The organism is uncultured Blautia sp. (genome assembly GCF_902497045.1).
In the GTDB taxonomy this organism is placed as follows: Bacteria; Bacillota; Clostridia; order Lachnospirales; family Lachnospiraceae; genus Blautia_A.
Map to the genome: position 1 here is coordinate 1 of NZ_CABVDF010000312.1, position 2,457 is coordinate 2,457.

At 39.8% G+C, this 2,457-nt stretch carries 2 protein-coding genes and 1 pseudogene; 2 read left to right on the forward strand and 1 reads right to left on the reverse strand.

The window, feature by feature from the left end; genetic code table 11:
• Positions 1-315 (forward strand): annotated as a pseudogene (locus RDS42_RS14140) (4-hydroxy-3-methylbut-2-enyl diphosphate reductase); the annotation flags it as partial.
• Positions 296-1,378 carry a 30S ribosomal protein S1 gene (gene rpsA, locus RDS42_RS14145; RefSeq protein ID WP_308784223.1) on the forward strand — a complete coding sequence of 361 codons (1,083 nt, stop codon included), beginning with the start codon at positions 296-298 and terminating at the stop codon, positions 1,376-1,378. The pseudogene RDS42_RS14140 and the gene rpsA, both read left to right, overlap by 20 nt.
• Positions 1,379-1,473: 95 nt before the next feature.
• Here the strand turns inward: rpsA and RDS42_RS14150 are convergent.
• Positions 1,474-2,457: ribonuclease H-like domain-containing protein (locus tag RDS42_RS14150; protein ID WP_308784224.1), on the reverse strand; the 984-nt coding region annotated here is incomplete at its 5' end.

Consider the following 2,457-nt stretch of genomic DNA (forward strand, 5'->3'; position numbering starts at 1 on the left):
GATAATAATGTTTTAAATATTGACAATATTTTAAACACTATTTGTAATGCTACCGAAGAACGGCAGAAAGAAGCAAAATCCATAGCCGGAGAGGTAGACACTATGCTTGTCATTGGCGGCAGACATAGTTCCAATACTCAAAAGCTGTTTGAAATATGTAAAGAGGAATGTGGAAATACTTACTATATACAAACACCTGTAGACTTGGATTCTGAAATGTTCCATCGCAGTAGTTATGTAGGTATTACAGCAGGGGCGTCCACCCCAAAGAAAATTATTGAGGAGGTTCAAGAACATGTCAGAGTTAAGTTTTGAACAGATGCTGGAAGATTCCGTAAAAACTATCAGAAATGGAGAAATCGTGCAGGGTACCGTCATCGATGTAAAAGAAGATGAGATCATCCTGAATATCGGCTATAAAGCAGACGGTATCATCACCAAGAGCGAGTATTCTAATGACAGCTCTCTTGTACTTGCTGACGCAGTACATGTAGGTGACACAATGGAAGCCAAAGTTCTCAAGGTGAACGACGGTGAGGGTCAGGTTATCCTTACTTATAAGAGACTTGCTGCAGAAAAAGGCAACAAACGTCTGGAAGCTGCATTCGAATCTCAGGAAGTTCTGAAAGCACCTGTAACACAGGTACTGGACGGCGGTCTTTGTGTAAATGTTGAGGAAGCAAGAGTGTTTATTCCTGCAAGCCTTGTATCTGATACTTATGAAAGAGATCTTTCCAAGTATGCAGATCAGGAAATTGAATTCGTTATTACTGAGTTTAACCCAAGAAGACGTCGCATCATCGGTAATCGCAAGCAGCTTCTTCTTGCAGAAAAAGCTGAGAAACAGAAAGAGCTTATGGAGAGAATCCAGGCTGGAGACGTTGTAACAGGTGTTGTTAAGAATGTAACAGACTTTGGTGCATTTATCGATCTTGGCGGCGCAGACGGTCTTCTTCATATTTCCGAAATGTCCTGGGGCAGAGTAGAAAATCCGAAGAAAGTATTCACAGTAGGCGAAGAAGTTAAAGTCCTTATTAAAGAGATTAACGGAGATAAGATTGCACTTTCCCTTAAATTCCCGGAAGAAAATCCGTGGCTGACTGCTGCTGAGAAATTTGCAGTAGGCAATGTTGTAGAGGGTAAAGTTGCACGTATGACAGATTTCGGTGCTTTTGTTGAGCTTGCACCAGGAATCGATGCTCTTCTTCATGTATCTCAGATTTCCAGAGAACATGTTGCAAAACCGTCAGATGTTCTTACTATTGGTCAGGAGATTCAGGCTAAAGTTGTTGACTTCAATGGCGAAGACAAAAAGATCAGCCTTAGCATGAAAGCACTTGAGGCTCCGGCTGCAGAAGAGACAGAAGACGCTGAATAATTTGATTTTTAAATGAAAACAGTATAATTAAACCGGCTGCGCAGATTTTGCGCAGCCGGTTTATACATATCAGAACAATCTGAAAGGTTCTCGTGTCATTTCTGACTTAACAGACAGGGCAGTGTGTGGTTTAAATACTGTTTCTGTTTATCTTTGTCATCCAGAAAGCTTTCGTCACATAAAAACCATGTATAACAGGTTTCCGGACGTGCGTTTTTTCTCAGACTTTTGTCCATATAACGACTTAATATTTTTGGCATGGCAGTATCTTCCTGGGGAATATAATCATAATCTTTATAATTGCTGTAATATTGTTTTACTTTATTGTTTGCTGCTTCTGCTTCCAGCGCCCCCTCTTTTTCTTTACAGGTAAAATAAAATCCATCCCCTTTCTTGGATACAGGCACAGGGACAGGAACGGGAAGCTTAAACTTTATGATCAGTCTGTCATTTTCCAGAAAGGCATTAAGGGGTTCATAACCTCTGGTCATTAAAGCCGGATAGGCCATCATGGAAAAAATCTTCTCCAATCCAAGCATATCTTCTTCATTATGTCCCATAATGATATCTCTGAGCACAGAGTCACGGTTTTTTTCGTAAGATTTATAAAGCCAAACACATTCTCCTCCGCTGCAGTGTTTTCTTGCAGGAAGTCCCAGAAAATACTCCAAATCCGGCTGCTTCATTTTTTTCAGCTTCAGCAGGTCTTTACAGGATTTTAGCTTCTGATACAGATCAAGAGAGGGGAGGCTGACAAATGGAGAAGGAAGGTTATGTATTTTATAGCGTTCCTCTAAATATGGCTGATCAAATGAAGTCCCGTTATATTGTATGGTGGAAGACGCGTTTTTTAAAAAATCGGAAAAAATATTAAGAAGTTCTTTTTCTTCTTCATGGCTTTCTGCCATCCATTGATAGAGGAACCATGAATGATTTTCCTGTGTTAGTGCGCCAATCAAATACAAAAAAGTAGAATGTCGTGATAGTCCGGTGGTTTCAATATCATAAAAAACAGGATGTGGACCACAATCAAAAGAGACAGAATTCGATAAAATTTTAACAGAGTTGAATTCTAAAAA

Bases quoted from the DNA above. Each gene is read 5' to 3' on its own strand.
- rpsA (WP_308784223.1), top strand. From the start codon at position 296: ATGTCAGAGTTAAGTTTTGAACAGATGCTGGAAGATTCCGTAAAAACT.